20 protein-coding genes are annotated in these 23,351 nt (G+C 68.9%); 15 read left to right on the plus strand and 5 right to left on the minus strand.

The features are described from left to right. The first annotated feature begins 21 nt into the window (after positions 1-21). The 3 genes from chrA to tsf all read left to right on the plus strand — a co-directional run bounded on the left by chrA (position 22) and on the right by tsf (position 3,365). Positions 22-1,227, plus strand: coding sequence for a chromate efflux transporter (gene chrA / locus VEA98_RS00635; protein WP_324810079.1), 1,206 nt, complete (start codon positions 22-24; stop codon positions 1,225-1,227). Between the two features lie 156 nt (positions 1,228-1,383). Further along, on the plus strand, positions 1,384-2,328 hold the full coding sequence (gene rpsB, locus VEA98_RS00640) for a 30S ribosomal protein S2 (RefSeq protein WP_324810081.1): 945 nt from the start codon (positions 1,384-1,386) through the stop codon (positions 2,326-2,328). Between the two features lie 95 nt (positions 2,329-2,423). Then, positions 2,424-3,365 carry a translation elongation factor Ts gene (gene tsf / locus VEA98_RS00645; protein WP_324810083.1) on the plus strand — a complete coding sequence of 314 codons (942 nt, stop codon included), beginning with the start codon at positions 2,424-2,426 and terminating at the stop codon, positions 3,363-3,365. 75 nt (positions 3,366-3,440) lie between these two features. On the opposite strand, the gene VEA98_RS00650 is transcribed toward tsf, so the two are convergent. Beyond that, entirely contained in the window at positions 3,441-6,908 is a 3,468-nt protein-coding gene (locus VEA98_RS00650; RefSeq protein ID WP_324810085.1) for a calcium-binding protein, read from the minus strand. Positions 6,909-7,103: 195 nt separating this feature from the next. Between VEA98_RS00650 and VEA98_RS00655 the strand changes: the two genes are divergently transcribed. Further along, entirely contained in the window at positions 7,104-8,705 is a 1,602-nt protein-coding gene (locus VEA98_RS00655; protein WP_324810087.1) for a M20/M25/M40 family metallo-hydrolase, read from the plus strand. 51 nt (positions 8,706-8,756) lie between these two features. On the opposite strand, the gene VEA98_RS00660 is transcribed toward VEA98_RS00655, so the two are convergent. Next, a complete protein-coding gene (locus VEA98_RS00660; protein ID WP_324810089.1) occupies positions 8,757-9,851 on the minus strand; it encodes a transcriptional regulator in 1,095 nt (364 codons plus the stop codon). Between the two features lie 87 nt (positions 9,852-9,938). On the opposite strand from VEA98_RS00660, the gene VEA98_RS00665 reads away from it, so the two are divergent. From VEA98_RS00665 to VEA98_RS00695, 7 genes are all read left to right on the plus strand, one after another. Then, positions 9,939-10,391, plus strand: coding sequence for an FxLYD domain-containing protein (locus VEA98_RS00665; protein ID WP_324810090.1), 453 nt, complete (start codon positions 9,939-9,941; stop codon positions 10,389-10,391). A gap of 55 nt (positions 10,392-10,446) precedes the next feature. Continuing rightward, positions 10,447-10,872 (plus strand): methylmalonyl-CoA epimerase, encoded by a 426-nt coding sequence (gene mce, locus VEA98_RS00670; protein WP_324810091.1) that lies wholly within the window; start codon positions 10,447-10,449, stop codon positions 10,870-10,872. Beyond that, complete coding sequence (locus VEA98_RS00675) at positions 10,872-11,138, plus strand: DUF1467 family protein (protein ID WP_324810093.1); 267 nt, start codon at positions 10,872-10,874, stop codon at positions 11,136-11,138. Before mce ends, VEA98_RS00675 begins: the two co-directional genes overlap by 1 nt. A gap of 7 nt (positions 11,139-11,145) precedes the next feature. After that, entirely contained in the window at positions 11,146-11,484 is a 339-nt protein-coding gene (locus VEA98_RS00680) for a DUF3088 family protein (protein ID WP_324810095.1), read from the plus strand. 157 nt (positions 11,485-11,641) lie between these two features. Continuing rightward, positions 11,642-12,958, plus strand: coding sequence for a proline--tRNA ligase (gene proS / locus VEA98_RS00685; protein WP_324810098.1), 1,317 nt, complete (start codon positions 11,642-11,644; stop codon positions 12,956-12,958). Further along, positions 12,955-14,259, plus strand: a complete 1,305-nt coding sequence (locus tag VEA98_RS00690) for a lipoprotein-releasing ABC transporter permease subunit (protein WP_324810100.1) — start codon at positions 12,955-12,957, stop codon at positions 14,257-14,259. The genes proS and VEA98_RS00690 overlap by 4 nt, the downstream gene beginning before the upstream one ends. Then, on the plus strand, positions 14,252-14,989 hold the full coding sequence (locus VEA98_RS00695; RefSeq protein ID WP_324810102.1) for an ABC transporter ATP-binding protein: 738 nt from the start codon (positions 14,252-14,254) through the stop codon (positions 14,987-14,989). The genes VEA98_RS00690 and VEA98_RS00695 overlap by 8 nt, the downstream gene beginning before the upstream one ends. A gap of 158 nt (positions 14,990-15,147) precedes the next feature. Here the strand turns inward: VEA98_RS00695 and VEA98_RS00700 are convergent, their stop codons facing one another. Both VEA98_RS00700 and VEA98_RS00705 read right to left on the minus strand, forming a co-directional pair. Further along, the gene (locus tag VEA98_RS00700; RefSeq protein ID WP_324810104.1) at positions 15,148-15,264 is read right to left on the minus strand and encodes a hypothetical protein; all 117 of its coding nucleotides are present in this window, start codon (positions 15,262-15,264) and stop codon (positions 15,148-15,150) included. A 77-nt stretch (positions 15,265-15,341) separates the two neighbouring features. Beyond that, positions 15,342-15,767, minus strand: coding sequence for a hypothetical protein (locus VEA98_RS00705; RefSeq protein WP_324810106.1), 426 nt, complete (start codon positions 15,765-15,767; stop codon positions 15,342-15,344). Between the two features lie 695 nt (positions 15,768-16,462). Between VEA98_RS00705 and VEA98_RS00710 the strand changes: the two genes are divergently transcribed. The 4 genes from VEA98_RS00710 (at position 16,463) to VEA98_RS00725 (ending at position 22,632) form a co-directional block, all read left to right on the plus strand. After that, positions 16,463-17,383, plus strand: a complete 921-nt coding sequence (locus tag VEA98_RS00710; RefSeq protein ID WP_324810108.1) for an IS1595 family transposase — start codon at positions 16,463-16,465, stop codon at positions 17,381-17,383. Between the two features lie 180 nt (positions 17,384-17,563). Next, the gene (locus tag VEA98_RS00715) at positions 17,564-18,214 is read left to right on the plus strand and encodes a hypothetical protein (RefSeq protein WP_324810109.1); all 651 of its coding nucleotides are present in this window, start codon (positions 17,564-17,566) and stop codon (positions 18,212-18,214) included. A gap of 591 nt (positions 18,215-18,805) precedes the next feature. Beyond that, entirely contained in the window at positions 18,806-22,276 is a 3,471-nt protein-coding gene (gene dnaE / locus VEA98_RS00720) for a DNA polymerase III subunit alpha (RefSeq protein WP_324810110.1), read from the plus strand. Next, a complete protein-coding gene (locus VEA98_RS00725) occupies positions 22,276-22,632 on the plus strand; it encodes a GFA family protein (protein ID WP_324810113.1) in 357 nt (118 codons plus the stop codon). The genes dnaE and VEA98_RS00725 overlap by 1 nt, the downstream gene beginning before the upstream one ends. On the opposite strand, the gene VEA98_RS00730 is transcribed toward VEA98_RS00725, so the two are convergent. After that, complete coding sequence (locus VEA98_RS00730) at positions 22,629-23,162, minus strand: S41 family peptidase (RefSeq protein ID WP_324810115.1); 534 nt, start codon at positions 23,160-23,162, stop codon at positions 22,629-22,631. The two genes, VEA98_RS00725 and VEA98_RS00730, sit on opposite strands and share 4 nt — an antisense overlap. Between the last annotated feature and the right edge of the window lie 189 nt (positions 23,163-23,351).

A 23,351-nucleotide genomic window follows, 5' to 3' on the forward strand; every position in this document is an offset into this window, starting at 1 on the left:
GAAGAGGGGCATCGTCGCGCCATGGCCCAGGACGACGACATCCACCCGCCGCCGATGTCCCATGGCGCGCTGTTCCTGCGGTTCCTCCGGTTCGGCTTCGCCGCCTTCGGGGGACCCGTGGCGCAGATCGCCATGGTCCGGCGCGAACTCGTCGAGCGGGAGCGCTGGATCTCCAGCGCCGGCTTCAATCGCCTGCTGGCGGTGATGCAGGCCCTGCCGGGGCCCGAGGCGCACGAACTTTGCGTCCACCTCGGCATCCGGGCCAGGGGCAGGCTGGGCGGTCTGCTGGCCGGCCTTGGCTTCATGCTGCCCGGCTTCCTTCTGATGCTGCTCTCCGCCTGGGCCTATTTCCGTTTCGACGTGGAGCGGGGCGCCGCGGGCGTGGTCCTCGCCGGGGCGCAAGCGGCCGTGGTCGCCCTGATCGTTCGCGCCACCCACCGCATCGGCCGCCATGTGCTCGTCGACCGATGGCTGTGGATCATCGGCGCGGCGGCCGGAGCGGCCACCCTGCTGGCTGCGCCGTTCTGGTTGGTGCTTCCGGCCGGCGCCGCCCTTTACGGCCTCGCCCGGGCGCGGCGGCCGCGTCTGGCGGGGAGCCTGCTGCTCTGCGCCGTGGCGGCCCTGGCGGTCTGGGCCCTGCGCGACCAGCCGTCGCTGCGGCCGCTCGTCCCGACGCGCGCGCCTGCGATCGGGGCAGGCTGGCTCGTCCTGTTCGGCTCGGGCCTCAAGGCCGGGCTTCTCACCTTCGGCGGCGCCTATACGGCCATCCCGTTCGTGCGGCAGGACCTCGTCGTCGGCGGCCGGCTCGGCGACGGGACGTTCCTGGACGGCGTCGCCCTGGCCAATGTCCTGCCCGCGCCGCTGATCATCTTCGCCACCTTCGCCGGCTATGCGGTCGGCGGCCTGCCGGGCGCGCTGGCTATGACCGCCGGCGTCTTCCTCCCCGCCTTCGCCTTCTCGACGGTGTTCTACGACCGGCTGGAAGCGGTCGTCGCCAATCCTGCGGTGCGCGGGGCGCTGGACGGTGTGGCCGCCGCGGTGGTCGGGATCATAGCCGCCACCGTCGTCACCCTCGCCGCCGGGCTGTATGACCCCGCGAGGCCCTCGATCCTGCCCTTCGCCATCGCCGCCGCATCCCTGGCGGCGCTCTATTGGCTGAAGGGCCGCTATGGGCCGCCGTTGATCCTGCTCGCGGCGGGCCTCGCGGGGTGGCTGGCGTCGCTGTGACCGCGCCGCTTGCCTTTTGCCCCCAACCCGCCTAGAAGCCCGCCCACTTCACACGCAGGCGTGGCGCGGCCGGGGAGAAATCCTGTTCGCTCCAATCCGAGGACTTCGGTCTTTACAGCGCCTGCGGCGGATCAATCGGATAAAGGACTACCCCTCATGGCTCTGCCTGAATTCTCCATGCGTTCGCTGCTCGAAGCCGGCGCGCACTTCGGCCACCAGACGCACCGCTGGAACCCGAAGATGGAGCGCTACATCTTCGGATCGCGCTCGAACATCCACATCATCGACCTGTCGCAGACCATCCCGCTGCTGCACCAGGCCCTGGTCGCCGTGCGCGACGTCGCCGCCAAGGGCGGTCGCGTCCTGTTCGTCGGCACCAAGCGCCAGGCCGCCGATCCGGTGGCCGAAGCCGCCCAGCGCTGCGCCCAGTACTACATGAACAACCGCTGGCTCGGCGGCACCCTGACCAACTGGCGCACCGTGTCGGGCTCGATCGCCCGCCTGCGCGAGCTGGAGGGCCTGCTGGAGTCGGGCGGCGAGGGTCGCGTCAAGAAGGAGCTGCTCAACCTGCAGCGCGAGAAGGACAAGCTCGAGCTGTCGCTGGGCGGCATCAAGGACATGGGCGGCATCCCCGACATCATGTTCGTGATCGACACCAACAAGGAGGCGATCGCCATCCTTGAGGCCCGCAAGCTGAACATCCCGATCATCGCCATCCTCGACACCAACTCGGACCCGGACGGCATCACCTATCCGATCCCGGGCAACGACGACGCCGCCCGCGCCATCCAGACCTACTGCGACCTGATCGCCGACGCCGTCCTTGACGGCCTGGCCGCCGGCGCTGCTTCGTCGGGCGTGGATCTGGGCGCCGCGGTCAACCCGGACGAGCCGATGCTGCGCGAAGCCAAGGCCCCCAAGGCCAAGGCTGAAGACGCCGCTCCCGCCGGCACGGAAGCCGTCGCCGAGGAAATGATCGCCGCCTCGGAGGCTCCGGCCGCCGAAGCCGCCGCCGAAGAACCGGCCGTGGCCGACGAAGCCGCCCAGGAAGCGACCTCGGAAGCCAACGACGCCGTCGAAACCGAGCCGGCCCAGGTCTAAGCGACCCCCGCCTTCTCGACGGCGAACCGAACATGCGGCCGGACCCGGGACAGGGTCCGGCCGTTCCGCATACGCATACTCCAAGGAGAACACCCATGGCCGAGATCACCGCCGCCCTCGTGATGGAACTGCGCGCCAAGTCCGGCGTCGGCATGATGGACTGCAAGAAGGCCCTTCAGGAAACCGACGGCGACATCAACGCCGCCATCGACTGGCTGCGCGCCAAGGGCCTCAGCAAGGCCGCCAAGAAGGCCGACCGCGTCGCCGCCGAAGGCCTGGTCGCCGTCGCCTCGAAGGAAGTCGGAGCCGGTGAAGTCGGCGCCGCCATCGAGTTCAACGCCGAGACCGACTTCGTCGCCCGCAACGAGCTGTTCCAGAACGCCGCCAAGAAATTCGCCCAGCTGGGCCTCGAGCACGCCTCGGTCGAAGGCCTGCACGGCGCCGAACTGGAAGCCGGCAAGACGGTCCAGGACGAAGTCACCCAGCTGATCGCCACCGTCGGCGAGAACTTGCAGCTGCGCCGCGCCGCCCGTCTGTCGGTCGATGAAGGCGTCGTCGCCTCCTACGTCCACAACGCGGTGTCGCCGGGCCTCGGCCGCATCGGCGTGCTGGTCGCCCTGCACGGCGGCGGCGACAAGGCCGCCCTGCGCGAACTGGGCCGCAAGATCGCCATGCACGTCGCCGCCACGGCCCCGCTGTCGCTCAACACCGACGACCTGGACCCGGCCGCCATCGAGAAGGAACGCGAAGTCCTGACCGAGAAGGCCAAGGAAGAAGGCCGCCCCGAGAACATGATCGAGAAGATCGTCTCGGGCCAGATCGCCAAATTCCAGAAGGACGTGGTGCTGACCAAGCAGCCGTTCGTGATGAACCCGGACGTGACCATCGAGCAGCTGGTCGCCGACACCGGCAAGGAACTGGGCGCGCCCGGCCTGCACCTCGCCGGCTTCGTCCGCCTCGCCCTCGGCGAAGGCGTCGAAAAGGTCGAGGGCCCCGACTTCGCTGCCGAAGTCGCCTCGATGACCGGCGGCCAGTAAGGCTTCGGCCTTTCAGCCCTTCCGGCGAACAGAATGAAGGGGCTGGGCGGCCGATGGCTGCCCGGCCCCTTTTTGTCAGCCCATCCAGTCGTCGTACGGGTGTCCCGGACCGAAGACCAGCTGACCGTCCTGATCGAGGACCGGGATCCAGCCTTGCGCCCACGCCAGTCGAAAATCCCGTGCGAGCAGCGGACGGTCGCCCGTATCCGGCAGGATCAGAGGCTCGAGCCCGCCCGGGTCCGGGAGGCCGGGCAGGACCAGTGGAGCGTCCTGTTTCGGATCGCCGGAAAGCCCGGGCAGAACCTGGGGTCCGTCGCCATCGAGGCCGCCGTGGTCGGACCAACCTGAGCTCGACAGGCTCAGGACCTGCCCGTCGGAAAACCGGATCTCCTCGATGCTGTTGAGCCGGTCATATCCTTCCGGCCCTTTCAGCAGGAATCCGTCGCCGTCCTCCAGCAGTATCGAGTCCGCGAGAAGACCCGAGACGATCAGGATGTCGTGGCCTGCTCCGCCATCGATGTCGTCGTCGCCGGCGCCTCCGCGAAGCGTGTCGTCTCCGCCGCCGCCCCGCAGGATGTCCCGACCGCCGCCGCCCGACAGGTCGTCGTTGCCAGCCTGTCCGAACAGCCTGTCGGCTTCGTCGCCTCCGACCAGCGTGTCGGCCGCGGCCGTGCCCGACTGGCCGCCGGCCGGCAGGGCAGGCGAGGGCATGTCCGGCACGGTCGGCGCGGTCGGTATGTCAGGGAAGGCGGAGCCCGCCTCGGGGGGAGCGGCGTTGAACACGAAGTTTGAACTGGACAGGGCCGAGGCCTGGACACCCAGCAGGCGCAGGCTATCCGTCCCCGACAGATTGACGAGCGCATCCGCCCCGTCCTGGACGATGGAAACCCAGGATCCGTAGCCGGTGAGATGGATCATATCCTCACCGGCGACGAAGTCGGTGATCACGTCGCGCCCGCCTCCGGCCGAGAAGCCGAAGACGTCGGCTCCGGCTCCTCCGGTCATCCGGTCGACCCCGCCGCCGCCGTGCAGAAGGTCGTCGCCGGCTCCGCCGTCCAGCCGGTCGCCGGCGGCGCCGCCCAGCAAGGTGTCCATGCCCTCGCCGCCAAACACCGCGCCTTGGGCGCCCAACCGCCCGTCGAAATAGTCGTCGCCGTCGAAGAGCGTGGTCTCGCCTGTGATCAGCCCCGCGTTATGGACCTCGCTGCGGCCGTAGGTGAGCGACACGGCGCCGCGCAGTTCGCCCGTGTTGAAGATGCGCGTGACGTTCGAGTTGTACATCGACGTCAGTTCGTAGATCGTATGATCCGCCTCGATCAGTCCCGAATTCAGGATCACGGAGTCCCCCACCAGACGGGTGAGGTTCACCCCGATCGAGAAACCGTCATCCGTCCCTTCGGTGACGATGATGCGGCCTGTGTTGGTCACCAGATCGGCGTAGGAGATGACGCCAGTGGTCGCGGCGCTGAGAATGCTCTCGCCGCCGTGGACGATGATGTCGCCGCTGTTGAAGAAGGTGCTCCGCGCCGCGGCCCTGGCGCCGAGCCCCATGGCCGCGGCGTGAACTTCTATGACGCCCGAATTGACCAGGGTGCGTACCTCGGTGCCGATTCCATAGGCGTCGCCGCCATCCGACCGCACCTCGATACGGCCGGCGTTGTAGACCGCGCCCGTCGTATAGAATCCATCGATGCCCGCCGCCTCTCGTTGCGAGGTCGAATGGGCGCGGATGACGCCGGTTTCGGCGTTAACGATGACCGAGCCGGTGAAGTTGGCGCGGTCGTGGGGCAGCGCGAACACTCCCAGCGCCCCACGGTTCACGCCCGTACTGAAGTCGGAAATCAGCCCGGCGTTATAGAGGGACGGCGGCACGCGGAATTCGTAGGGCGCGATCTCGATCGCCAGCGTCACCGGCGGCGACGGAGTGTCGGTGAACACCAGCGCCTCGCCCGCAGCCACGTAGACGGTATCCCGCAGCAGCGGCAGTTCGCCGGGACCCAATCCGCCCGAGACGATCCCGATGGCCGCGGGATTGAACACGAAGTCCGCCGCCGTCAGGCTGCCGGCCGTGATCCCGGTCAGCCGGATCGAGTCGGTGTCCGACAGCACGACAAGCGTATCGGCGCCCTGCTGGAGCAGTTCGCGGTACCCGGTGTAGCCATGGATGACCAGGCGGTCCTGGACGCCGCCCGCGGTAAAGTCGGTGATGGTGTCCTGACCATGTCCCACCGCAACGACGAAAGCGTCATTGCCCGCGCCTCCGTTCAGCGTGTCGGCGCCGGCGCCGCCGATCAGGACGTCGCTTCCGCCGCGGCCCTCCAGGACGTCGTCTCCCGCCTGGCCTTGCAGGACGTCTGCCCTTTCCGCTCCCCGCAGCGTATCCGCATGGCCGGAGCCGATAACGATCTCGATTCCCGTCACAAGATCGCGTCCCGAGCCGGTCGCTTCCCCGGCGGCCAGATCGACCACCACGCCCCCGTAAGCGGAGGCGTACGTCAGGGTGTCCGAGCCTTCTCCGCCGTCTATGACATCGCCGTCGCGACCGCCGTCGATGAAATCGTCGCCGCCGCCGCCGAAGATCACGTCCTGGCCAAGCTCGCCGTAGAAGACATCGTCGCCGATCCCGCCCTGCAGGGTGTCGTCTCCCGAGCCGCCGAACACGAGTTCCGCGGCTGACTCACTATAGCGCCCGTCATAGACGTCGCGCCCTTCGCCCAGGTCGATGACGCTCTCCATGCGTCCGCTGTTGACCACCTCGTCGTCACCCCGGCCCATGATCACGTCGCCCTCGACGACGCCGGTGTTGACCAGGGATTGATGCGTGGCGAAGCTATCGGGGTCTGGATCCTCGGCGACGTAAAAGGCGAAGTCCCCCGAGAGCAGGCCCGTGTTCAGGAAGCGGTCCAGGTGCGGTAAGCCTTGCTGGCTCGTCAGCACCGCGATCGACTGACCGCCCGGGCCGGCGTCAGCGATGATCTCGCCTGAGTTGATCATGAGCCCGTCGATCGGGACGCCCGGGTTGCCCGCCGCGATGTTCACTCCGATGGCCAGACGTGGCGAATAGACCTCGATCAGGCCCGAGTTCATCACCGTTCCGGACCCGCCCAGGTCGATTCCGATGGCCTCAATGTCGCCCCGAACCGTTATCCGGCCTGAATTCCGCACGTCGAATTCCGAAATCACCCCCTCGATTCCGGTGACGAAGTCGATCCCGGAAACCTCGAAAACGCCCGCGTTGGTGAATCGCGACGCGATGCCGAAATCGGCGACGCCCCGGACGTAGACATTGTCGCTGTTTGTCGTCGCGACGATGAAACGGCCGCCCGATGTGATGTGGACATGGCTCCGGTAGGCGCCGGGGTCGATCTGTATGCCCACGAACGCCCCCAGAAACGCCGCCGCCGAGGTCATCTGCGCGGTGCCGTGGATGGTCAGCGTCGTGCCGGCCGTCCCGACATAGCCGAACTGATACCCCATGGGCCCGACGAGGTTGAGGGTGGCGTACTGTGCGACCGTGCGCGGGCCCGTCATCATGATTGGCATGAAGTCCCCCAACTCAGCCCGGCAACCTTAGCTGGAGGAGCGGGAACGGACAACATTCGCGTCAGAGCGGCGGGGAGGGCCATGCCTCGTCTTTCTGCGGTTCCGATCCCGCCGGCCGCCGCCCCCACATCTCCCTTTGCACTCCGGCGCGACCTCGCGTCTTATCGCCACCGTCAATTGTTCAGGGGAGCTTCCATGCGTCTGGCCGCCTTGTTGTCCGCTACCGCCATCGCCTTCGCCATGCCGGCCGTCGCCGTCTCGGCCCAGGAGGTCGACCGGGTGGCCATCAACCGCATCATCGATCAGGGCTTCAACCACTCGGAGGTGATGGAGACGGCCGCGTATCTGACCGACCGGATCGGCGGCCGCATGACCAACTCGCCCCAGATGCGTCAGGCCGAGGCCTGGACGGCGCAGCGCTTCCGCGACTGGGGCCTGTCCAATGTCCGCGCCGACCCGTTCGAGTTCGGGCGCGGCTGGTCGGTCGTCCGGGCCAGCGCCCGCATGACCGAACCGCGCGTGCTCGACCTGCGCGTCATCCCCGTCGCCTGGACCCCCGGGACCAATGGCGTGATCAGCGGCGACGTCGTGGTCGCGCCGATGACCAGCGCCGGCGATTTCGGCCAGTGGCGCGGCAAGCTGCGCGGCAAGATCGTCATGGTCACCCGCCCAGACACCGGCGGCGAGCCGACCGAGGCGCCCTTCCGCCGCTGGACCGCCGAGGAGCTGCGCAACCCGGAGACCTATCGTCAGCCCACCCACGCCGCCCCCTCGCTCGACCGCCTGCGCGAGACCGAATTCGCCCTGCGCCTCGACGCCTTCCTGGCGGAGGAGGGGGCCCTCGCCTGGGTCCGGATGTCGGCGCGCGAAGGCGGTCTGCTGCACGGGACCGGCTACACCTTCCGCGTCGGCGCCACCCCGACCGTCCCCGGCCTCGAACTCGCCGCCGAAGACTACCGACGCCTGGCCCGCCTCGCGAAGACCGACGCCGCGCCGAAACTCGAACTGATGAGCGAGGTCCGGTTCCACGACGAGGACGTCAACGCCTACAACATCCTGGCCGACATTCCGGGCACGGACCGCTCCGGCGAATACGTCATGGCCGGCGCCCACCTCGACAGCTGGGCGGCCTCCGACGGCGCCGCCGACAACGCCGCCGGCAGCGCCGTGATCATGGAGGCGGCCCGCATCCTCCGGGCCATGGGCGTCCGTCCGAAGCGCACCATCCGCTTCGCGCTGTGGAACGGCGAGGAGCAGGGCCTGCTCGGCTCCCTGGCCTATGTCGACAAATACGTCGCCACCCGCGGCCCGCTCGGCGATCCGGACCTCGACGCCCTGCCGGCCAACCGCACCTGGCGCTCGCGCTGGCCGATCCAGCCGCGCGAGGGCTACGGCGATCTGGTGGCCTACTTCAACCTCGACAACGGCTCGGGGAAAATCCGCGGCGTCAACGCCGAGGGCAATGTCGCGGCCGCGCCGATCTTCGAGGACTGGCTCGAGCCGTTCGCCAGCATGGGCGCCTCGACGGTGTCGCTGCGCACCTCGGGCGGCACCGACCACGTCTACATGCAGACCGTCGGCATCCCGGGCTACCAGTTCATCCAGGACCCGCTCGACTACGGCAGCCGGCTGCACCACACCTCGATCGACAGCTACGACCACCTGAGGGCCGAGGACCTGCGGCAGGCGGCGGTGATCCTCGCCAGCTTCCTGCTCAACGCCGCCAACAGCGACGAGCCGCTGCCGCGCATGCCGATGCCGACCCAGCCCCGGCCCAGCGACCCGTTCGCCTACTGATCGCCGGAATCGGATGAGGGGGCGGCGGCCGCAAGGTCGCCGGCCCCTTTCCTATCGGTCGGGGGCCAGCCGCCGCGCCAGCATCATGGCGGCGACGACCCAGCCGCCGAACAGCAGGCCCTCGATCGCACCGGTGACCACCTGGCTGACCGGTCCGAAGCCGGCTTCGCCGAACACCGCCCCGATCTGATCGAGACTCAGACGCGACTCCGGGAACTGGCGGGCCAGCAGGTCGAGGCTCCCGCCCATCAGCCGCCCGCCCAGCAGGGGGAGCACGGCCCCGGCGGCGGCCCCCGACAGACCGCCCGCGGCGAAGCTGGGCACCAGCCGCGCCGGTCCCGGGACCAGGCTCGCCAGCCACGCCCCCAGGCCCAGCGCGCCGCCGATCAGCGCCCCCTCGGCCGCGCCGGTGATCGCCCCCGGCGAATGCCCGAACAGCAGGTTGAAGGCGTCCAGCCCGATCAGCTTTCCGAACGCGCCGGTCAGCAGCCCCCCGGCCGCCCCGCCGACGAGGCTCCAGAGCCACGACCGCCGGGGCGCGAACCCGGCGGCGGCGATCCCGAAGCCGACGCCCGCCCCCGCGATCAGGCCGAGGATCAGGCACAGGCAGACCAGCACCAGCAGCACCGAGGCCGCCCCGATGCCCGCCTGCAACGGCTCCGGGGCGGCGCCGAATCCATAGAACAGGCCGATGAAGACGCCCGCGAGCCCGCCGCCCAGCATCCCCGCCGCGCCACGCGCGCCGAACCGCCGCCAGGCGAGCCCGCCGGTCGCCGGCGCCCGCATCGGCGCTGCCGCCGCCGCACCTTCCGTCGCCGGCTCAGGGTCGATCCATTCCACCGGGGCGATGAAGCGGTAGCCGTGCTTGGGCACGGTCTCGATGAAGCGCGGCCGCCCGGCGTCGTCGCCCAACTGGCGCCGCAGCGTCCTGACGCACTGGGTCAGGGCCTCGTCGGTGACCGGCACGCCGCGCCACACCTCCTCGAGGAAGCGGTCCTTCGAGACCAGCCGGCCCTGCTCGCGCACCAGCAGGGCCAGGGCATCGAGATAGCGGGCGTTCAGCTCGACCGGCGCGTCGTCGCGCTTCAGCTGGCGGTCGCGGACGTCGAGCGAGAAGCGTTCGAAGCGGAACTGGCCGGGCGCCATTTTTCAGCAAGACCTCAGGAGTTGCTCATGCCGCTCACAGGGCGCGCAGGCAGGGTGCGAGCCTCACCGATGCATGGAGGCAAGGCAATGGAGAATATCGCCGGGATCGCCGGGCCGCCGCGCACGCGCCGCCGCTGGCTGGCCCCCGCCGGGGCGGCCGCCCTCATGGCCCTCGGACTTCCCCTGCAGGCGCTCTACGCCGCCGGGGCCCGCGGCGGCGTCCGCCTCACCCGCAACGACGCCGTCGAGGAGCCGCTCGGCGGCCGCACCTGGCGCGGCGTCCTCACCAATGTGACCGGCGCCCCGCTGGCCGACGTGGTCGTGCGCATCGGCTTCCATGACGGTCACGGTGACGCCGTCGGAGCGCCCGTCACCGCCCGCGCCGCCCGGCTCGCGCCGGGAGCCGGGCTCGATCTTCAGGCGCGCCTGCCGGCCGCCGCCGTCGGCCTGTCCATCCACGGCCTGCGCTGGACCGTGGCCGAACGCGCCGTCGAGGCCGGCGGCCGCGGGACCTGGAGGTTCGGCGACGTCCAGGACTAAGGTGTCGCGCGGAGCCGGCCTTCTCCCGCGCCGCCGGACCGGCTAAGTCCTCCCCATGATCGGAAGACTGAACCACGTCGGCGTCGCCACCCCGTCCATCGAGGCCAGCGTGGCGATGTACCGCGACCTGCTCGGAGCCACCCGGGCCCATGCGCCGTTCGACCTGCCGGCCCAGGGCGTCCGCGTCTGCTTCGTCGACCTGCCCAACGCCCAGATCGAACTGATCGAGCCGCTCGGCGACGAGTCGCCGATCCACGGCTTCCTGGCCAGGAATCCGAAGGGCGGGCAGCACCACGTCTGTTTCGAGGTCGAGGACATCCTCGCCGCCCGCGACGCGCTGCGCGCGAAGGGCGCGACCATCCTCGGCACGGGCGAGCCGCGCATCGGCGCCCACGGCACGCCGATCCTTTTCGTCCATCCGAAGGACATGGGCGGGGTGCTCGTCGAACTGATGGAAACGCCGAAGGAAGGAGCCCACTGATGGGCATGCCGATCAGTCCCCTGACCATGCTCGCGGTCTACATCGTCTGCTGGTGGATCTCCCTGTTCGCCATCCTGCCGCTGGGCATGAACCAGGCCGATCAGGAGCGCCCGACCGACGGCGGCCAGTGGGGCGCGCCGCTCGAGCCCGATCTGAAGCGCAAATTCCTCACCACCACCTGGGTGTCCGCCCTCGTCTGGCTGCTGATCATGGTGCTGGTCTACATCGGCTGGATGCCGCTGCCCGAACTGACCCCGCCGGCCTGACGCCGCCATGACCGACCGCCTGTTCCTGCTCAATCCGGACTGGACCGACGATCAGGGCGGCCCGTGGTTCTGCCCGGCCGGCGCCTTCATCGAGGGCGTCCTGGCCTTCTACCCGGCCCTCCAGGACCAGCTCGCCATCACCCGCCTCGACCACCCCCGCCCGCGCCCCGCGGTGATCGAGCAGGTCGGCGAGGACCACCAGTCCTGCCCCATCCTTGTCCTCGACGGCGCCTTCGACTGGCCCGACGCCCGCACCAGCGACGCCACCGGCCGCCGCTTCCTCCAGGACCACGCCATCGTCCCGTACCTGGCCGCGCGCTACGGCATCGGCCTGCCGCATCCGTAGGGAGGGTCTAGGGTCTAGGGGCTAGGTTCTAGGGGAGGGCGGAAATCGCCCCTAGCCCCTAGCCCCTGGCCCGTATTCCCTATCCTCGGCCTAGCTTTCGCCCCGCCCAACCCGCTAAACCATCCCTCCCACGCCTCCCACGCCGGATTCTGACCCCATGCGCCTGTCGCGCTACTTCCTGCCCACGCTGAAAGAGGCGCCCTCGGACGCCCAGATCGTCTCCCACCAGCTGATGCTCCGCGCCGGCCTGATCAAGCAGGAGGCCGCCGGCATCTACGCCTGGCTGCCGCTGGGCCTGCGGGTGCTGAAGAAGATCGAGCAGATCGTGCGCGAGGAGCAGGTCAGGGCAGGGGCCGTCGAACTGCTGATGCCCACCCTCCAGCTCGCCGACCTGTGGCGCGAGTCGGGCCGCTACGACGCCTACGGCCCCGAGATGCTGCGCATCACCGACCGCCACGAGCGCGAGCTGCTCTACGGCCCCACCAACGAGGAGATGATCACCGACATCTTCCGCGGTTTCGTGAAGTCGTACAAAGCCCTGCCGCTCAACCTCTTCCACATCCAGTGGAAATTCCGCGACGAGCGCCGCCCGCGCTTCGGCGTCATGCGCGGCCGCGAGTTCCTGATGAAGGACGCCTACAGCTTCGACATCGACGAGGCCTCGGCCCGCCGCGCCTACAACCGCATGTTCGTGGCCTATCTGAACACCTTTGCCCGCATGGGACTGAAGGCCGTGCCGATGCGCGCCGACACCGGCCCGATCGGCGGCGACCTGTCCCACGAGTTCATCGTCCTCGCCGACACCGGCGAGAGCGCCGTCTTCTGCGACCGCAAGCTGGTCGAGATGCCCGCCCCCGGCGCCGACGTCGACTGGGACGACCTGCAGGCCGTCGTCGACGGCCGCACCTCCCTCTACGCCGCCACCGAGGAAATGCACGACGCCGCCCGCTTCGAGAGCGAGACCGCCGAGGGCGACCGCCTCTCCGCCCGCGGCATCGAGGTCGGCCACATCTTCTATTTCGGGACCAAATACTCCGCCCCGATGAAGGCCTTCGTCGCCGGCCCCGATGGCAAGGATGTGCCGGTGCACATGGGCAGCTACGGCGTCGGCGTGTCCCGCCTGCTCGGGGCCATCATCGAGGCCAGCCACGACGAGGGCGGCATCATCTGGCCCGACGCCGTCGCGCCCTTCGACGTCGTCGTCATCAACCTGCGCGCCAATGACGAGGCCGTCTCCGCCGCCTGCGAGGCCGCCGTCGCCCGGCTCGAGGCGGCCGGCAAGGACGTGCTCTACGACGACACCGACGAACGGCCCGGCGGCAAGTTCGCCACCGCCGACCTGATCGGCGTGCCGTGGCAGCTGACCATCGGTCCCAAGGGCCTCGCCGACGGCGTCGTCGAGCTCAAGCGCCGCGCCACCGGCGAAAAGGTCTCCGTGCCCCTCGATGAAGCCATGGCGAGACTGACCGCATGACGGACGCGACCTCGCCGGACCGGCCCGCCAAGCCCGCCGGTCCCTTCTCCGCCTGGGAGTTCGGCCTCGCCCTGCGCTATCTGCGGGCCCGGCGGCGCGAGGGCGGCATCGCCCTGATCGCCATCATCTCCTATGTCGCCATCGCCCTGGCGGTCATGGCCCTGATCACCGTGATGAGCATCATGGCCGGCTTCCGCTCGACCCTGCTCGACCGCATGCTGTCCTTCAACGGCCACATGTTCGTCCAGGGCCAGCTGCTCGACACCCCCGAGCGCGAACAGGCGCTGCAGCGCATCCGCGCCGTGCCCGGCGTCGACAGCGCCGTGCCGGTGATGACCAGCTACAGCCTCGTCCGCGGGGCCGGCCAGACCAACCCCGCCGCCGTGCGCGGGGTGCGGCCCGAAGACCTCGCCGCCACCACCTACGTCTACGCCAGCCTGAGCGAAGAGGCGAAGCGCACCTTCGGCCAGGGCCCGTACGGCGGCGACAACATCCTCGTCGGCAAGGCGCTGGCGGACATGATGGGCCTGCGCGTCGGCGATCCCCTGACCCTCTATTCGCCGACCGGCGCCACCAGCGCCTTCGGCAACCTCGGCGGGCTGGAGAAGACCTACCGCATCGGCGGAATCTTCACCTCCGGCACCACCGACTTCGACCAGCTGTTCATCTTCATGCCGCTGGAGCAGTCCCAGCTGTTCTTCGGCCGCGAGTCCGCCTGGGACGCCATCGAGCTGAAGGTCGCCGAGCCCGACCGCGTCGAGCTGCTGCGCACCCCCGTCATGCGCGCCGCCGGCCCCGGGGCCATCGTCAGCGACTGGCGCGACCGCATGGCCGCCTTCTGGGGCGCGCTGAAGGTCGAGCGCGTGGCCATGAGCATCATCCTCGGCCTCGTCGTCGCCATCGCCGCCCTCAACATCATCTCCGGCATCGTCATGCTGGTGAAGAACAAGACCCGCGACATCGCCATCCTGCGCACGGTCGGGGCCAGCCAGTCGTCGATGCTGCGCATCTTCTTCATCGCCGGCGCGGCCATCGGCGTGGCCGGCACCGTCACCGGCCTGGTTCTCGGCCTGCTGTTCTGCCTGAACATCGCCGACATCCAGCATTTCCTCGAGGGCCTGCTGGGCGTGAAGCTGTTCGACGCCGAGGTCTATATGCTCGACGCCATCCCGGCCGAGGTCGATCCGGCCGATGTCGTCTGGGTCACCCTCTGGTCGGTGTTCATGTCCTGCGTGGCCAGCCTGCTGCCCTCGTGGCGGGCCGCGAAAATGGATCCCGTGGAGGCCCTGCGCTATGAGTAAGGCCCCCCGCGCTCCCCGTGCGAAAGCGACCGGCACGCCCGTGCTTTCGGTCCGCGGCGTCACCCGCACCTATGACTCCGCCGCCGGTCCCCTGACCGTGCTCAAGGGCGTCGACCTCGACGTCATGCCGGGCGAAGTCGTCGGCCTGATCGGCCCCTCGGGCTCCGGCAAGTCGTCCCTGCTGCACGCCGCCGGCCTGCTGGAGCACCCGACCTCGGGCGAGATCCGCATCGACGGCGAGCCGGTCGGCGACCTGCCCGAACGCGCCCGCACCCACCTGCGGCTCCAGCGCATCGGCTTCGTCTACCAGTTCCACCACCTGCTGGCCGAGTTCGACGCCCGCGACAACGTCGCCCTGCCGCTGCGCATCGCCGGCTACAACCAGGCCGAGGCCCGCGCCCGCGCCTCGCAGGTCCTCACCGCCCTCGGCCTCGGCGAGCGCCTGACCCACCAGCCGGCCCAGATGTCGGGCGGGGAGCAGCAGCGCGTCGCCGTCGCGCGCGCCCTGGCCAACCGCCCGCGCCTGCTGCTCGCCGACGAGCCGACCGGCAACCTCGACCCGGCCACCAGCCAGACCGTGTTCGAGGCCCTGCACGACCTGGTCAAGAAGACCGGCGTCGCCGCCCTGATCGCCACCCACAACATGGAGTTGGCCGGTCACATGGACCGCGTCTTCGCCCTCAAGGACGGCCATCTGGAAGAACGCCCCGCCGAGAGCCACGCCTACTAATGCCTTGCCTTCTCCCCTTGGGGGAGAAGGTGGCCCGAAGGGCCGGATGAGGGGTTAGTCGGCTCCGGGACCTGCAGGCAGCCGATCCGCCGCTGAAAGCCCCCTCATCCGGACGGCTCCGCCGCCCACCTTCTCCCCCGAGGGGAGAAGGGCGCCTCCTACTTCTTCCCCGGAGCCTGGGTGAACGGCGAGCTCCCCACCGCCACCGCCGGCTTCGGCTTCTCCGCCTTCGGCTTGCGGATTTCCTTGTTGCTGCGTGCTTGACCCTTGGCCATGACCGTCATCCTGCGACGCCGACCGCCGGACCGGCGGGTGACTGGGGGCGCGCGAGCGCCAGTCTAGCACCCGCGCGCTAGAACCCCGTCATCGCCCAGGTGACGAACACCGCCCCGACCCCCGCGCACAGGCTCGTGGTGAGCCCCGTCGCCCGCGAGCGGATCCAGCCGCTCAGGCCCAGGCTGGCCAGCAGGGCGTACAGGCCCAGCAGGAACATCCCCGCCGACACGATCCGCGCCGTCGCCACGCCGCTCGCGTCGGCCACATAGGCCGGGGCGTCGGGATGCAGCACCGAGGTGATCATCGTGCTGGCGGTCAGGGCCACGATGAAGGCGGCCCCCGCCGCCGCCGCGAACCCCGCCGCCGTCGCCACCACCCGTCCGTGCCCCGCCGTCGGCAGCAGCATCTGCAGCATGATCCCCGCGAACCCGCCCAGAAAGGCGCTCAGAAACGCCGTCTGCCGGGCCAGTTCGACCAGATAGGCCGGAGCCAGTTCGTACATGGTGCGATCCTCCCCGAGGGGGAGGATGGGTCCGATGGGGACAGGAGTCGAGGGCAGGCCGCGCGGTAGCGGCTTTCAGGCGAGGGATGAAGGCATCTTTCAGCACTGCGGCAAGAGCAGCTGCACTGCCGCCTGACGTAGTTTGACTTCCGCCACGTCGAGCGCCAAGCCAACGGTGTGAATGACGCCGTCCCGATCTGCTACGGTGGGCGGTATCGCCGACTGTTTGGTGCCGATTGGCGCGGCTCAGGACCTGTAGAAGACGAGGATGCCGGAAGCGCCTAAACCCCAAGCCGACAAGTTCCGCGAATGGCCCGCGAGCAAGAGTGCAACGAGGACGAAGCCGCCTTTGAGGACAAGGTGCGGAAGGTGGCGACTACGCCAGTCCCCCGGGAAGGTACCGCCGGAGCGTGAATAGACTTACACCCCTACAGCGGGTTCAGTGCGTCATTGGCTTAATCATAGTCAGCGCCCTATCTGTCTTCGCCTGCGTCAGCGTCTATCAACACGCGGAAGCGGTCCGGCTGAAATGCGACGCCTACGCGGACGAGCACAGATCACGGCCGGATGAGGTGGTGAGCTGTCCCTACGATTAGGGGCAGGTTTGTAATTACGTATATCCCCCGCCTTGGGCGTTATTATACTTGCCATACCCACTTTTCCTGATAGGGTAGTGACAGCAAGGAGATAACGCCGTGTCCGCTCTGTCCGCCCCGCACTTCCACAACGAACAAGCCGCCTACGATTACGTCGAGGCGCGCATCTGGCCGAACGGCCCGGTCTGCCCCAAGTGCGGCGGCGTCGAGCGCATCGGTCTGATGGGCGGCAAGAGCACCCGTATCGGGCTCTACAAGTGCTACCAGTGCCGCTCGCCCTTCACCGTGAAGATCGGGACCATCTTCGAGGCGTCGCACGTCCCGATGCGCCTCTGGCTGCAAGCCATCTATCTGATCGCGTCGAGCAAGAAGGGCTTTTCGTCCAACCAGCTTCATCGGACCCTTGGCGTCACCCTCAAGACCGCTTGGTTCATGTCGCACCGCATCCGGGAAGCCATGCGGTCGGGCGACCTGTCGCCGTTCGGGGCCGAGGGCGGCGTCGTGGAAGCCGATGAAACCTACATCGGTCGCGAGCCGAACACCCCGGTCACTCGCGGCGGCTCGCACAAGATGAAGGTCGTCTCCCTGATCGACCGCGACACTGGCCGCGCCCGGTCGTTCGTGGTGGACAATGTGAACGTCAAAACCATCGGGCAGATCGTCGCCGGGAACATGGTCCGCGAAGCTCGCCTCGTGACCGACGAAGGCTCGTGGTATCGCCGCGCTCTGGAGCACGTTGACGCCCACGGCACCGTCAACCACGGCAAGGGCGAATACGTCTCGCGCTTCGACCCGGCCATCCATACCAACACCGTCGAAGGCTTCTTCTCGATCTTCAAGCGGGGCATGAAAGGCGTCTACCAGCACTGCGGTAAGCGCCATCTGCACCGCTATATGGCCGAGTTCGATTTCCGCTACACTGAGCGCCAAGCGAACGGCGTTGATGACGCCGCCCGCGCCGATCTGCTGTTGGCCGGTATCGTCGGCAAGCGGCTCACTTATGAAACGGCTGGTGCGTAAGGATGAACGACAAGAAGCCGAAGAAGCCACCGGAGACGGACCCCGAGCAATCGGAGCGGTTCCGAAAGGCCGTTCGCGAGTTAGAAGCCGCTGGCGAACTAAGCCCCACAGATGAAGCGGCATTTGAAAGAGTGTTGAACGCCGGGCTCCGCCGTCCTGCGCCCAAGACGCGAGCCTAGGTTGCCCAAGTTTCGGAAGACGGCTCAGGAACTCGAAGAGGAACTCGCTGAGCAGGTCGCCGCGTTGCGGACGGCTGCTGCCGGTTACGATAGCGGGCAATCGTGGAACGCGAAGCAGCTGGCCGCGATCCTCTATATCCTGCTTCACGAGGGCACCGGACGGACGAAGTCTCTTCTCGGGTTGGTTGGCCTGAAGGCCAAAGCCAGGTTCATCTCGTCGATGGTGGTTCCGCCCGATATCCCCGGGCAAGTGACCATGGCCTGCGAAACAACGCTGCTGATGGTGCGCGTCGCGGAGACCAAGTGGGTTCCTGCGTTTGCCGACAGTCCGTTCGCGAGCCAGTACAAATGGCTGCCCGTGAGCCGCTGGTGGGACGAGGTGGTGTTCCACCCCGAGACCGGAATCAACCTCTCACGGAAGAACATAGTCTTTCTCATGCGATCACAGGACGGCGGGGCTCACGTCGACTCGCACCGCACGAACGAGGACTATGATCGCTTCTCTCGGACAGGGTCTGCCCTAATCACTCTAGAAGAGGACACGCTCTGGATAGGCGGGGGGCGTGGAAAACCACTCCCTCACGCCGCAAGAGCGTTAGTCAGGCAACTAGCGTGGGAGGCTGACGAGTCTTTGAAGGCGCTCGGCCTCTAGCGCGCGCGCAATGGCGCGCACGTGCCGGCGAGCAGCCGCACCGTCCTCTAGGTCCTGCTCAAGAGGGGACGGCATACTCCGCCAGTACAGTCGAACGACCTGTTCGCTCACGTCTTCAGTCTTCGACATCAGCGATCTCCAACTCGTTTGGGTACGCGAAGTGATATAACGCCCCGCCTTGACAAGAACCAAACGAGAACATAGAACATACCCGGAACACGCAAGGGAGAAGCCGTCATGGCGCGTTGGGTTCGGGATATGCTGTCGCTGGCGTCGTGCGGCGGCTTCGTCTGGGTGATGTGGCAGGCGGCGCTGCTGACCACGGCGGCCTGAGCGGTTGGGAGCCGGTCCGGCGCTGCCGCAATGCGGCCTCTACGGACGCTACGCACTCTACGGACGCTACGCACTCTACGGACCTGAATTTCCGTTTTACCCGGGTAAAACCATCCGGCGCCTGGAGAGCTCCCTGGCCGCCGCCTATCCACAGACGCTCCCCGGTCACGCCGCCCCGCCCGCCGCTTTCGGGTGTCCCGGTCGCCCACGATGTGAGACTCGGTCCACAACAGACGCGCTGACCCCGAAGGACCCGGATTGACCGACACGCTGAACAGCCAGGGCTTCATCCACCTCCGCGTCCGCTCGGCCTACTCGCTGCTGGAGGGCGCGATCAAGGCGGGCAAGGTTCCGCGCCTGGCCGCCGACGCGGGCATGCCGGCGGTGGGGGTGGCCGACCGGGCCAACCTGTTCGGGGCTCTCGAATTCAGCCAGGCGGCGAAGGACGCCGGGGTGCAGCCGATCCTCGCCTGCGCCCTGCCGGTCACCGGCATCGGCGGCAAGATCGCCGAGCGCTGGGCCAGGGTCCCGACCGTCGTGCTGCTGGTCCAGAACGAGGCCGGCTGGCTCAACCTGTCGGCCCTGTCGTCCTCCGCCTTCCTCGACGCCGGCGCCATGGACGAACCCAGCGTGCCCTGGGACAAGGTCGTGGCCCATTCCGAGGGCCTGATCCTGCTCTCCGGCGGCCCCGACGGCCCCGTCGACCCGCTGTTCGTGCAGGGCAAGCCGGCCGAGGCCGCCGCCGCCCTCGCAGCCATGCAGTCGGCCTTCGGCGACCGCTTCTACGTCGAGCTCCAGCGCCACGGCCTCGCCTCCGAGCAGCAGGCCGAGCGCGGCCTCGTCGACTGGGCCTACGCCCACGACGCCCCCCTCGTCGCCACCAACGACGTCCACTACGCCCGCGCCGCCCAGGCCAAGTCGCACGACGCCCTGCTGTGCATCGCCGACGGCGCCTTCACTGGCCAGGAGGACCGCCGCCGCATCACCGGCCAGCACTGGTTCAAGACCGCCGCGGCCATGCGCGAGCTGTTCGCCGACCTGCCCGAGGCCTGCGACGCCACCCTCGACATCGCCCGCCGCTGCGCCTTCATCGCCCCGACCCGCGCGCCCATCCTGCCGCGCTTCGACACCGGCGCCGGCCGCTCCGAGCCCGACGAGTTGATGCATCAGGCCCGTGAAGGCCTGAAGGAGCGGCTGAAACAGGTCACGCCCGCCGCGCCGGAAGAGGACTACTGGGCCCGCCTCGAATGGGAGGTCGGCATCATCCAGCAGATGGGCTTCCCCGGCTATTTCCTGATCGTGTCGGACTTCATCAAATGGGCCAAGACCCACGGCATCCCCGTGGGTCCAGGGCGTGGTTCCGGGGCCGGCTCGCTGGTCGCCTGGGCCCTGACCATCACCGACCTCGATCCGCTGCGCTTCGGCCTGCTGTTCGAGCGCTTCCTCAATCCCGAGCGGGTCTCCATGCCCGACTTCGACATCGACTTCTGCCAGGAGCGGCGGGAGGAGGTGATCGACTACGTCCAGGACCGCTACGGCAAGGACAGGGTGGCCCAGATCATCACCTTCGGCACCCTCCAGGCCCGCGCCGTTCTGCGCGACGTCGGCCGGGTGCTGCAGATGCCGCTCGGCCAGGTCGACCGCCTCGCCAAGATGGTGCCGGCCAACCCCGCCAACCCGGTGACCCTCGCCCAGGCCATCGATCTGGAGCCGCGGCTCAAGGAGGCGCGCGACAGCGACGCCAACGTCGCGGCCCTGCTGGAGACGGCGCTGGAGCTTGAGGGCCTGTACCGCAACGCCTCGACCCACGCCGCCGGCATCGTCATCGGCGACCGCCCCCTGATCGAGCTCGCGCCCCTGTATCAGGACCCGCGCTCGACCATCCCGGCCAGCCAGTTCAACATGAAATGGGTCGAGGCCGCCGGCCTGGTGAAGTTCGATTTCCTCGGCCTCAAGACCCTGACCGTGCTGGATCGCGCCCGCCAGTATCTGGAGCGGCGCGGCGCCGCCCCCGACTGGAACGGCCTGCCGCTCGACGACCCGAAGACCTACGAGCTGATGGCCTCGGGCCAGACGGTCGGGGTGTTCCAGCTGGAATCGCAGGGCATGCGCGACACCCTGCGCAAGATGCGCTGCGGCTCGATCGAGGAGATCACCGCCCTGATCTCCCTCTACCGGCCCGGGCCGATGGAGATGATCGACACCTACATCGACCGGAAGTTCGGCCGTCAGGAGGTGGACTACCTGCATCCCTCCCTCAAGGAGGTCCTGACCGAGACCTACGGCGTCATCATCTACCAGGAGCAGGTGATGAAGATCGCCCAGATCCTGGCGGGCTACTCCCTCGGCGAGGCCGACCTTCTCCGCCGCGCCATGGGCAAGAAGAAGAAGGAGGAAATGGATTTCCAGCGGGCGCGCTTCATCAAGGGCGCCTCCGAGAAGGGCGTGCCGGAGGAGCAGTCGGGCGGCATCTTCGATCTGGTCGCCAAATTCGCCGGCTACGGCTTCAACAAGTCGCATGCCGCCGCCTACGCCCTGATCTCCTTCCAGACCGGCTGGCTGAAGGCGACCCATCCCGTCGAATTCATGGCCGCGTCCATGAGTCTCGATCTCAGCAATACCGACAAGCTGGCTGTATTCTATCAGGATTGCCGCCGCTTCGACGTGCCCGTGAAGGCCCCGGACGTGAACCGCTCCTCGGCCGACTTCGACGTCGCGTGGGAGGAGGGGGCCGACGGGACGAAGACGGGTTCGGTCCTCTACGCCCTCGGCGCCATCCGCAACGTCGGCCTCGAGGCCATGAAACACCTCGTCGAGGTGCGCGAGACCGGCGGCCGTTTCACCGACATCTTCGACTTTCTCGAGCGGGTCGACCCGAAATACGTCAACAAGCGCGCGCTCGAGAACCTCGCCCGCGCCGGCGCCTTCGACTGTTTCCACTCCAATCGCCGCCAGTTGGTCGAACAGGCCGACACCCTGATGGCCTACTGCCAGAGCGTCGCCGCCGAGCGCGCCTCGTCGCAGGTCTCCCTGTTCGGCGGCGACCAGGTCGGGGCGGGGCGCCCGCGCCTCCGCCCGGTCGAGCCGTGGGTCGGCCCCGAGAAGCTGGACCAGGAACTGGCCGCCGTCGGCTTCTACCTGTCCGGCCACCCGCTGGAGGACATGGCCCCCGCCCTGAAGCGCAAGCGCGTCACCTTCGTCGCCGAGGCCACGGCGCTTGCCGAAAGCGGCCACGAAGCCTTCCTGATGGCCGGCGTGGTCCGCCGCCGGCAGGAGCGAGCTTCGGCGAAGACCGGCGAGAAATTCGCCTTTGTCACCTTCTCCGACCCGACCGGCGAGTTCGAATGCCTGTTCCCACCCGAACAGCTGCGCAACAGTCGCGAGGTTCTGGAGGCCGGCGCGTCCGTCATGGTCAGGGTCCGGGCCAAGTCCTCCGACGGCGAGGTGCGCTTCTTCGGCGACAGCGCCACCCGGCTGGACGCCCTGATCGACGACGGCCAGATGGGCCTGCGCATCCACGTCTCGTCCAGGGCCGCCGACCCCGCCGCCCTCAAGGCCCGCCTGGACCGCGCCAAGGCGGACGGCAAGGGCGGGGAGGTCTCGCTGGTCGCCTCCCTCGACGGCCGCCGCGAGGTCGAATTGAAGCTGCCCGGCCGCTACCGTCTGGACGGCGCCCTGCGCGGCGCCCTCAAATCCGCCCCCGGGGTGGTCCTGCTGGAGGATGCGTGATGACCGACGTGAAGACCCATGAGGGCTCGTGCCATTGCGGCGCGGTGGCGTTCGAGGTGGACATGAGCCTCGACGGCCTGATCGAGTGCAATTGCTCGCACTGCTACCGCAAGGGCTTCGTCCTCGGCCTCGTCCAGCCCGACGCCTTCCGCCTCAAGGCCGAGGGGCCGCAGACGGAATACCTGTTTAATAACCACAAGATACGCCACCGCTTCTGCGAAACCTGCGGCGTCCAGACCTTCGCCCGCGGCACGGCTCCCGACGGCTCAGAGATGGTCGCCGTCAACGTCCGCACCCTGACCGACATCGAGCCCTTCAGCTGGACCGCCCAGCGCGTCGACGGGAGGAGCTTCTAGGACGCTGGTCGGAAGGCCTCGCGCGGCGTGCCGTCGACAGCTTGGAGGCGCTCGGTCGGCAGCTTGATGACCAGACCCGAGCGGGGCAGGCGATGGTCGTAGATCGCCCCGAGCAGCCCCGCCATCGGCTCGCCGACGACCAGGGCGCCCAGGGCGTCCAGACCGACGGCCAGGCCCTCGCCCATGCTGCCGGTCCAGCGCCCGACGCGGACCACGACCGGCCCCTCGTGCCGCTTGCCGGCCCGGGGCAGAACCTGCTCGACCCACTGGCGCGGCACGCCGGTCTCCCGCTCCTCGGCCGGCAGGTTGTGGATCTGATAGGGCCGCGCCTCGCTGACGAACCAGCCCATGATCGCCCGCGCCACCACGGTATTGCCCCCCGACGGCGTGTCCCTGAGGTCCAGCACCACCAGCTGCCCCGGCCGCGCCCGCGCCATGGCCTCGTCGAAGGCGGCGATCGTCGCGTCCTCGCCCAGCGAGTCGTTGAAGCGGATGACCATGGCCTCGCCGCCATCCGGCGCTGCGCTCACTCCACCGCCGGCCGTTCGGTCCGCGGCAGGGCGTAGAGGCTGGGGAGCTCCAGCCTGCGCTCGGTCCCGTCCGCCCTCGCACCGTCAGCTCGCGCGCCCGGTCCCGCCGCCCCGCCGCCAGCACCCGAGCGGCGTATCCCGCCCGCTGCGGCGTCACGTCCAGCCCCAGGTCGGCCCAGAAGCCCTCGA

This window comes from Brevundimonas sp. (assembly GCF_035627055.1).
In the GTDB taxonomy this organism is placed as follows: Bacteria; Pseudomonadota; Alphaproteobacteria; order Caulobacterales; family Caulobacteraceae; genus Brevundimonas.

What these genes read in the sequence shown, in the direction of transcription:
- chrA (WP_324810079.1), top strand. Translation starts at nt 22, where the DNA reads ATGGCCCAGGACGACGACATCCACCCGCCGCCGATGTCCCATGGCGCG.
- rpsB (WP_324810081.1), top strand. Translation starts at nt 1,384, where the DNA reads ATGGCTCTGCCTGAATTCTCCATGCGTTCGCTGCTCGAAGCCGGCGCG.
- tsf (WP_324810083.1), top strand. Translation starts at nt 2,424, where the DNA reads ATGGCCGAGATCACCGCCGCCCTCGTGATGGAACTGCGCGCCAAGTCC.
- VEA98_RS00650 (WP_324810085.1), bottom strand. Translation starts at nt 6,908, where the DNA reads ATGCCAATCATGATGACGGGCCCGCGCACGGTCGCACAGTACGCCACC.
- VEA98_RS00655 (WP_324810087.1), top strand. Translation starts at nt 7,104, where the DNA reads ATGCGTCTGGCCGCCTTGTTGTCCGCTACCGCCATCGCCTTCGCCATG.
- VEA98_RS00660 (WP_324810089.1), bottom strand. Translation starts at nt 9,851, where the DNA reads ATGGCGCCCGGCCAGTTCCGCTTCGAACGCTTCTCGCTCGACGTCCGC.
- VEA98_RS00665 (WP_324810090.1), top strand. Translation starts at nt 9,939, where the DNA reads ATGGAGAATATCGCCGGGATCGCCGGGCCGCCGCGCACGCGCCGCCGC.
- mce (WP_324810091.1), top strand. Translation starts at nt 10,447, where the DNA reads ATGATCGGAAGACTGAACCACGTCGGCGTCGCCACCCCGTCCATCGAG.
- VEA98_RS00675 (WP_324810093.1), top strand. Translation starts at nt 10,872, where the DNA reads ATGGGCATGCCGATCAGTCCCCTGACCATGCTCGCGGTCTACATCGTC.
- VEA98_RS00680 (WP_324810095.1), top strand. Translation starts at nt 11,146, where the DNA reads ATGACCGACCGCCTGTTCCTGCTCAATCCGGACTGGACCGACGATCAG.
- proS (WP_324810098.1), top strand. Translation starts at nt 11,642, where the DNA reads ATGCGCCTGTCGCGCTACTTCCTGCCCACGCTGAAAGAGGCGCCCTCG.
- VEA98_RS00690 (WP_324810100.1), top strand. Translation starts at nt 12,955, where the DNA reads ATGACGGACGCGACCTCGCCGGACCGGCCCGCCAAGCCCGCCGGTCCC.
- VEA98_RS00695 (WP_324810102.1), top strand. Translation starts at nt 14,252, where the DNA reads ATGAGTAAGGCCCCCCGCGCTCCCCGTGCGAAAGCGACCGGCACGCCC.
- VEA98_RS00700 (WP_324810104.1), bottom strand. Translation starts at nt 15,264, where the DNA reads ATGGCCAAGGGTCAAGCACGCAGCAACAAGGAAATCCGCAAGCCGAAG.
- VEA98_RS00705 (WP_324810106.1), bottom strand. Translation starts at nt 15,767, where the DNA reads ATGTACGAACTGGCTCCGGCCTATCTGGTCGAACTGGCCCGGCAGACG.
- VEA98_RS00725 (WP_324810113.1), top strand. Translation starts at nt 22,276, where the DNA reads ATGACCGACGTGAAGACCCATGAGGGCTCGTGCCATTGCGGCGCGGTG.